The following is a 6,903-nucleotide window of genomic DNA, read 5'->3' as shown; positions in this document are numbered from 1 at the left end:
TTCAACCCACCCATCAGCCGGAAGGGACCAGCACCAATCGCCTGAGTGAATAACCAGCCCAGAGCAGCTCTTTATCGACTGATCAACAGAGAGGCCGGCGGTGACGGCGACGTCGAGCTTGCAACTCCGGGCAATGTCGAATTTCGGCACTCCGTCTGCCACCGGCACAACCAACTGACGTCCCCATCATAGAAACGGTGATAGGCATTTCGGCCTCCCGATCGGTCCGACGCCGTCCCGCACGGCTCAGGCTCTCACTCAATTGCTAATCGAGCTTCGTAGCTTCGTACATATGGCCCCCTAGATCCATCAGAGTCTTCGTCTTCTAGGTCAGGTCTCGCGCCGGAAATGACGCGCTCCAATTCGCCCGTGCCACGACCGGCGCCGGAGGTCGCGCCGCAATCTACTTCAGCTCATTCAGAAGCTTCCGAGCGTCCTCCAGCAAAGTCTTCACTCTGTGTCGCTCGGCGCGACCATCCGGTGTGCACATTCCATGTCGATATGCATTCCGGTTGCCCTTCGGAGCGCCCGACCTCGGCGCGCCGCCATGCATGCGGCAGCGGGGCTTGCCGTGCATCGCCGGCGCGCGGCAGGCGGTGCCGTCGCGCGTCCGCGCCCCGCAGCGCGGGCTCGTCACCATCGCGTGCGTGTTGCGGACGTGGCCGCCGCTCATGCGCGGGCGCCTTGCGTTGCGTCCGCCCATTCGGCTTCGCCGGCCGCGCCCGACGCAGTGTCCGGATGAGCGTCGATCAGATGAGCATGCTGCGTGACGTTGCCCACGATCGCCCGTCCGCCATCCTGCACCGACAGGTTTTGCACCGTGATCCCGCGCTCGTCGCTGTTGCGGTGGCGATTCAGCGCTTCGACCTGGGCGGCGAAGGTGCGGGAGAGCCGGGTCAACGCGCGGGCGATGCCCTCCTGCTGCGCGAGATCGTCGGTGCAGGCGAGCCGGCATGCACAGCGCATCGCCGCCATGTGCACCGACACCATCTGCGACACCAGCATCGCCTCGACGGAATCCTTGGGCGCGATGCTCCTGATCGTCGAGATCATGAAGGCGAGATTGGCTTCATCCGGCTTCTGCCCGACCACACTGGCCTTGACCAATTGCCTCAATATTCCGTGCATCGCGTCACGGTCGGCGGCGCCGAGCGCCTCGACCAGCAGCTGCTCGCCGGCATGCGGGTCGGGATGGCGGATCGCAATGCGCCGCTTGTAGAGTTTTACGCGCGGGTTCGTTGTGGAGGCGCTGCGATCGGATGCCGCGAGCGGCGAAGTGATGGGACGTGAGAGAGCTGTCGTCATGTGCTGTGTCCTACTGACGGCGCAGGCGCGAACGGCCGTTCGCTGCTGCGCGCGAATGCGAATTTCGAGATGTCGATGAAGGGTTTGGCGCAACCGGGTCGGGACGGCTTCGGCTTGGCAGGCCGTGACGCTCGCGACTGTTGCGATGATGCCAGTATGCCACTGTTTTGCCCGACGCGACAGAATTTATTTCGCAAATCCGAAAAGATTTGTCCGCCGCCCGCAAGTCCTTGTTCTGGCAGGGGCGGTCTACTGTGCATGGGGTTGTTTTCGCACTTTTGTTTTGGAAGCGGCGCGCACGTGCCGTGCCGCGGAATGCCGGCAGCCAAACCCGATTGCGAAATCCGGCACGGCCGCTATTCATGACTCAAAGGCGCCGCACCAACAAACATGCACAAGCGGCGCCAAGAGGTCCGGGAGAGAACGAATGCAACGAACCGCCCGCCTGCTGGCAGTCATCGCAGGACTATGCGCCTCGGCGCTGGCGACAGAGGCTCTCGCGCAGAAATATCCGTCGCGGCCGGTCAAGGTCATGGTCGGCTTCAGCGCCGGCGGCCCGGTCGACGTCGTCGCGCGCATCATCGGCGATCGCCTCAGCAACAAGCTCGGCCAGCCCTTCGTCGTCGAGAACCGCGCCGGCGCCAACGGCATGATCGCCGCCGAAGCCGTCGCGCGTGCGGACGCGGACGGCTACACCATGCTCGCCTGCAACTCGTCGACGATCACGCTGAACAAGACGCTGTTCAAGGACATCCGCTACGATCCGCAAGGTGACTTTGCGCCGCTCACCACGGTGGTCTCGGCGCCGCTCGTCCTCGTCGTCAATCCCGAGAATCCCAAGACGGCGAACGTCAAATCGGTGGCCGATCTCGTCGCGGCGGCGAAGGCCGCGCCCGGCGCGCTCGCCTACGGCTCGGGCGGCAACGGCAATCTCGCCCATCTCGCCATGGAGCTGCTCAGCCAGAAGGCCGGCATCAAGCTGATCCACGTGCCCTATCGCGGCGGCTCGGCCGCCGAGGTCGGTATTCTCGCGCAGGAGGTGCTGGCGGTGTTCGATCCGCTCTCCGCCGTGCCGCTGGTCAAGGCCGGCAAGCTGCGCGCGCTCGCGGTGTCCTCGGCCGAGCGGCTGCCGGCGCTGCCCGACGTGCCGACCGTGGCGGAAGCCGGCTATCCCGGATTCGACATCTCGTTCTGGGTCGGCTTCTTCATGCCCAAGGCAACGCCCGCGCCGATCCTGGAAACCCTGCATCGGGAGATCGTCGCCGCCGCCAAGGATCCCTCGGCCGAGGAGAAGCTCGGCGCGCAGGGCGTCGTCAGCGTGCTCAGCCCGGCCGATTACGCCGCGAAGATCGCCAAGGAGACCAAGGAGCTCGCAGAGGTGGTCGCGGCGGCGAACATCAAGGCGGAATAGGGCGCGACGCGCTATCTGCCGATCAGCAGCGTAAGCCGGTCGAGCAGCGGCCGCTGTCCTGCATTGATCTTCTCCTGCGCCGCGTCGAGCGTGAACCATTCGGCGCGGTCGACTTCCGGAAAGGCCTGCCGCTTGCCGCTGCGCGGCGGCCATTCCTTCTCGAACGTGTTGCTGCGAATGCTGCGCACGTCGAGATCGAGCTCGGCCGCGAAAGCGGTGACGAGCTTGCCCCCGCGCTGCCTGACCTGGCCGAGCGGAGTCAGCGGCATGGAAAGCTCCTGCCCCAGCTCCTCGGCGAACTCACGTCGCGCAGCGGTCTCTGCGTCATCTCCGTCCGCGTACTCGCCTTTCGGGATCGACCATGCGCCGAGATCCTTGTTGCGCCAGAACGGCCCTCCGGGATGGACCAGGAGCACCTCGATGTTCCCACGCCTGCGATAAGCGATGATCCCGGCACTCTTCGATGGCATTGCAGGTTCCGGCACGGGAAAAAGTGGAACTGAGCGTCTTAGCGCAGGTTAGTAGCGCAGTTTCATTTGTTGAAAGGGAGTGAACCATGATCCGCCTGTTGGCAACCACCGCATTGGGGGTGGTGCTGGCGAGCGCCGCGTATGCGCAATCGCCCAGCACGAATTCGCCGTCTCAGCAGACGACGCAGTCCCAGTCGAACTCCACCGCGCCATCCACGACCTCGCCTTCGAGCGCGACCGACACGCAGCAGACCACATCGCAACCGCAGCAATCCCCGCCGTCGGGAACGTCGACCCAGACCACGCAGACCAATCCACCATCGTCCGGCTCCGGCACCGCCAATACGGGCTCGACTGCGCAGTCGCAAAGCGGGACGGCAAATTCCAATGCAGCCGGCAACCAGCCTGCAACGCAGCAGAGCGCCAACCCGCCACCTGCGAACACCAACCAGGCGCAGGACCGGTCCAATCCGCCGCCGGCCAGCAATCAAGCCCAGCAGGCACCGGCCGCATCTGGAACCAACCAGGCCCAGCAGGCACCGACTGCGCCGACGAGCAACCAGGCGGCCGCCCAGACCGACGTCAACCTCAACAAGCAGCAGGAGACCAAGATCAGCGCGTCGATCTCGCACCTCAACGTGCGGCCGCTGACCAACGTCAATTTCTCGCTGAACGTCGGCACGGTGGTGCCGCGCGACGTGCACCTCTCGACGCTGCCGCCCGACGTCGTTGAGATCGTGCCGCAATATCGCGGCTACAGCTTTGCGCTGGTGAAAGATCAGATCGTCGTGGTCGATCCGGCGACCTACAAGATCGTGACGGTGCTGCCGTATTCAGGCCAGTCCACGGCGACAACGACGACCACGCGCGAGCGTAGCGCCAGCAAGTTCTCGGATCGCGATCGCGAGGTGATCCGCAAGCATGCGAAAACCCGTACCGAGGGGCGCAAGGAAGTACGGACCACCGGCAGCACAGCGCGCAGTGAGATCCGCGTCGGTGACCGTCTTCCCGAGAGCGTCGAGGTCGAGGAGTTCCCGACCACGGTCTACCGCGATGCGCCGGGCTTGCGTGAATATCGCTACATCCACCGCGACACCCGGACCTATGTCATCGAGCCGCGCGAGCGGAGGGTGATCGAGGAGATCGACTAGGTCGATGGCGATTGGAGCCGCGCAAGGGAGCGGCTCCGATCGTTAGCCTGATGTCCGTTCGCGCGATGCGAGACGAACGGCGCGCGCCTTCGCGCTCTTTCCGGCCGCGCGTGCCGCGATCATGCTGCGGGCCTTGCCGGGAGCCGTGACATTCTTCCGCAACAGTGTGGCGAGCCGCTTGCGGGCGAGATTCGTCGTCACGCGCGCCGCGAGTTGCTCACCCTTGCGAATGATGTTCGCAACCGAAGGCGTCAGGTTCACCGGAACCCAGGCGACGTCCTTGGCCTTCGAAAGACTGCCGATGCCTTCGCATGGCGCTTCGCGCGGCAGGTCGATGCGGATCGCGAGCGCCTCCGACCGTTCGGTCCAGTCTTCGGCCTTGGTGCCGGTGATGATCCGGACATAGTCACGCGTTTCGCGCGGCAGCTCGCTCTGCCTGGCAAGCCATTTCTGGATGCGGCCGGGACCGGCATTGTAGGCGGCGGCAGCAAGGCCGAGATTGCCGAAATCGTCGCGCAGCTTGCGCAGGAATTTTGCCGACGCCGGCAGCGCCTTCATCGGATCGAAGGGATCGTCGAGCCCGACCTCGGCGGCCGTCCCCGGCATGAACTGCGCGACGCCCTGCGCGCCAGCATGGCTGACCTCGTCGGACTTGAAGCGGCTCTCCTGCCAGATCAGGCGCGCGAAGAACGGCACCGGAATGCCGCTGGATTCTGCGGCCTCGCGCAGCGCGTGACAAAATCGTTCGGTTGGCGAGGGCTCCGCCTGCACGACCGGCTCAACCGCGCGCGGTGGCTCGATCACCTGCTCGTACGCCGCGTGCGCATTGGCAAGCTCGATCGCCTGCACGCTGGCGACGAAGAGCTCGACCACCGGAACAAGTGACGAGGCATGATTGTTCTTGAGAACAGTGGTGTCGAAACGTGATGCTTGGCGGGATGCCGACGGATCGAGATCGCACATCAGAAGCAGAAACGCGGCGCAAGCCGCGACGACAAATCGCATTTGCTGGGACAACCTCGAACTGTGTGGATGAACGGCCAGCGATGCGCCGGCGATAGGAAGTTCTTAACCGTCCGATTGCGGCAAAGCTGCGATCTCGTCGGTTCCTTCGGTGTTACTACGGTGTTCCCGAAGCGAAACCATCCGCGGTTTTGCGGGGCTGTTTGCGAGTGGGATGCGCGATGACGATGCGATGGATGCTTGGCGCGGTGATTGTGCTGTGGCTCGCCGGCCCGGCGCTCGCAGGCAATCTCGATCCGGCCGCGGTGAACGAGGCTGCGCGTCCTGCGAAGCCGCCGGCCACCGACAAGCTGAATGCAGCCGTGGTGAAGCTTCAGGTGCTGCTCGATCGCGCGCAATTTTCGCCCGGCGAGATTGACGGCAAGCTCGGCGAGAACGCGCAGAAGGCGCTCAAGGCGTTCGCGGAGCAGAACGGCATCGCATCTGACAAGGTTGTGGCGCCGGAGCTCTGGGACAGGCTGACCGCAGCGAGCGAGGGCCCGATTCTCGTCGACTACAAGATCACCGACGCCGACGTGAAGGGACCGTTCTTAAAGAAGCTGCCGCCCAGGCTCGATGACATGAAGTCGCTGGACGCGCTGAGCTACACCAGCCCGCTCGAAGGACTTGCCGAGAAATTCCACATGAGCGCGGATCTGCTCAAGGCGCTCAATCCGGGCAAGGCGTTCGACAAGGCCGGAGAGACGATCGTGGTTGCCAATGTTCCGGCGCGGCGCGAGCTGCCGCGCATTGCCCGGCTCGAAGTCGATAAGACCAACGGGACCTTGAAAGCGTTCGACGCAAGCGGCGCTCTGCTGGCGTTCTATCCGGCGTCAGTCGGCAGTCCGGATCGCCCGACGCCAACGGGAACGCTGAAGGTCACCGCCAGCCACGAGCTGCCGACCTACCGCTACAATCCCGAGTACAAGTTCAAGAGCGTCAAGTCCAAGAGACCGTTCGACATCAAGCCGGGACCGAACAATCCGGTGGGCGCATATTGGATCGGCCTGTCGGCGCAGGGCTACGGCATCCACGGAACGGCAGAGCCCGACAAGGTCAGCAAGTCGGCGTCGCACGGCTGCGTTCGGCTCACCAATTGGGACGCGCGGGTGCTTGGCGAGAACGTGAAGCGCGGCATGCCCGTCGTCTTCCTCGATGCGCCGACGGAATCTTCATCGAAGCGGCAGGGCACGCCCGCTGCGAAGCGTGCCGCGAACTAGTCCTTGGGAAAATCCTTGCGCATCGCGATCTCCGCGGCGTCGCCGGGCGACAGCACGTTTTGATCGAAGGCGGCCTGCGGCGTCGTCATGATGTCGTAGAGCGAGATGCCCTTGATCGGCTTGCCCATGAGCTCGCGGACGCATTCGGCGAGCGTGCCGTTGTAGACGAGATAGGGCGAACCGCGATCCTTCAGCCGCTCGCCCTTCAGCGACGGCCATTTCTTCAACTCGGCCGGCGCGTCATAGGCGATCGGCGATCCCTCTTTGAACATGCGTTTGGCCCCGGTGGCTTGATGGCCGGGAAGTCTACAGCCGCCGGGTAAACGCCCGTTAAAGAATTGGTT

The 6,903-nt window shown here is 64.6% G+C and carries 8 protein-coding genes; 3 read left to right on the top strand and 5 right to left on the bottom strand.

All coding sequences use genetic code 11. The annotated features are described in order from the left end of the window. Positions 1 to 403: 403 nt before the first annotated feature. Together ACM43_RS32530 and ACM43_RS32525 are read right to left on the bottom strand one after the other, a co-directional pair. A complete protein-coding gene (locus tag ACM43_RS32530; protein ID WP_271545682.1) occupies positions 404 to 640 on the bottom strand; it encodes an HGGxSTG domain-containing protein in 237 nt (78 codons plus the stop codon). A gap of 29 nt (positions 641 to 669) precedes the next feature. After that, positions 670 to 1,305, bottom strand: coding sequence for a hypothetical protein (locus ACM43_RS32525; protein ID WP_271545644.1), 636 nt, complete (start codon positions 1,303 to 1,305; stop codon positions 670 to 672). A gap of 427 nt (positions 1,306 to 1,732) precedes the next feature. On the opposite strand from ACM43_RS32525, the gene ACM43_RS32520 reads away from it, so the two are divergent. Beyond that, a complete protein-coding gene (locus ACM43_RS32520) occupies positions 1,733 to 2,716 on the top strand; it encodes a Bug family tripartite tricarboxylate transporter substrate binding protein (protein ID WP_271545643.1) in 984 nt (327 codons plus the stop codon). A gap of 11 nt (positions 2,717 to 2,727) precedes the next feature. Here ACM43_RS32520 and ACM43_RS32515 read toward each other — a convergent pair whose 3' ends face one another. After that, positions 2,728 to 3,186 (bottom strand): NUDIX domain-containing protein, encoded by a 459-nt coding sequence (locus ACM43_RS32515; protein WP_271545641.1) that lies wholly within the window; start codon positions 3,184 to 3,186, stop codon positions 2,728 to 2,730. Positions 3,187 to 3,272: 86 nt separating this feature from the next. Between ACM43_RS32515 and ACM43_RS32510 the strand changes: the two genes are divergently transcribed. Further along, entirely contained in the window at positions 3,273 to 4,337 is a 1,065-nt protein-coding gene (locus ACM43_RS32510) for a DUF1236 domain-containing protein (RefSeq protein ID WP_271545639.1), read from the top strand. Positions 4,338 to 4,379: 42 nt separating this feature from the next. Here the strand turns inward: ACM43_RS32510 and ACM43_RS32505 are convergent, their stop codons facing one another. After that, positions 4,380 to 5,342: a lytic transglycosylase domain-containing protein gene (locus tag ACM43_RS32505; RefSeq protein WP_271545637.1), complete on the bottom strand. Its 963-nt coding sequence runs from the start codon at positions 5,340 to 5,342 to the stop codon at positions 4,380 to 4,382. Positions 5,343 to 5,521: 179 nt separating this feature from the next. On the opposite strand from ACM43_RS32505, the gene ACM43_RS32500 reads away from it, so the two are divergent. After that, complete coding sequence (locus ACM43_RS32500; RefSeq protein WP_442869358.1) at positions 5,522 to 6,559, top strand: L,D-transpeptidase family protein; 1,038 nt, start codon at positions 5,522 to 5,524, stop codon at positions 6,557 to 6,559. On the opposite strand, the gene ACM43_RS32495 is transcribed toward ACM43_RS32500, so the two are convergent. Continuing rightward, positions 6,556 to 6,831, bottom strand: a complete 276-nt coding sequence (locus ACM43_RS32495) for a hypothetical protein (protein WP_271545635.1) — start codon at positions 6,829 to 6,831, stop codon at positions 6,556 to 6,558. The genes ACM43_RS32500 and ACM43_RS32495 overlap by 4 nt on opposite strands. Positions 6,832 to 6,903: the final 72 nt, after the last annotated feature.

This window comes from Bradyrhizobium sp. CCBAU 45321 (assembly GCF_028128975.1).
GTDB classification, from domain to species: domain Bacteria; phylum Pseudomonadota; class Alphaproteobacteria; order Rhizobiales; family Xanthobacteraceae; genus Bradyrhizobium; species Bradyrhizobium yuanmingense.
The sequence above is the reverse complement of the archived record's forward strand: the minus strand, read 5'-3'. Positions and strand labels throughout refer to the sequence as shown.

What these genes read in the sequence shown, in the direction of transcription:
- ACM43_RS32495 (WP_271545635.1), bottom strand. Translation starts at nt 6,831, where the DNA reads ATGTTCAAAGAGGGATCGCCGATCGCCTATGACGCGCCGGCCGAGTTG.
- ACM43_RS32525 (WP_271545644.1), bottom strand. Translation starts at nt 1,305, where the DNA reads ATGACGACAGCTCTCTCACGTCCCATCACTTCGCCGCTCGCGGCATCC.
- ACM43_RS32515 (WP_271545641.1), bottom strand. Translation starts at nt 3,186, where the DNA reads ATGCCATCGAAGAGTGCCGGGATCATCGCTTATCGCAGGCGTGGGAAC.
- ACM43_RS32520 (WP_271545643.1), top strand. Translation starts at nt 1,733, where the DNA reads ATGCAACGAACCGCCCGCCTGCTGGCAGTCATCGCAGGACTATGCGCC.
- ACM43_RS32510 (WP_271545639.1), top strand. Translation starts at nt 3,273, where the DNA reads ATGATCCGCCTGTTGGCAACCACCGCATTGGGGGTGGTGCTGGCGAGC.
- ACM43_RS32505 (WP_271545637.1), bottom strand. Translation starts at nt 5,342, where the DNA reads ATGCGATTTGTCGTCGCGGCTTGCGCCGCGTTTCTGCTTCTGATGTGC.
- ACM43_RS32500 (WP_442869358.1), top strand. Translation starts at nt 5,522, where the DNA reads ATGACGATGCGATGGATGCTTGGCGCGGTGATTGTGCTGTGGCTCGCC.
- ACM43_RS32530 (WP_271545682.1), bottom strand. Translation starts at nt 640, where the DNA reads ATGGTGACGAGCCCGCGCTGCGGGGCGCGGACGCGCGACGGCACCGCC.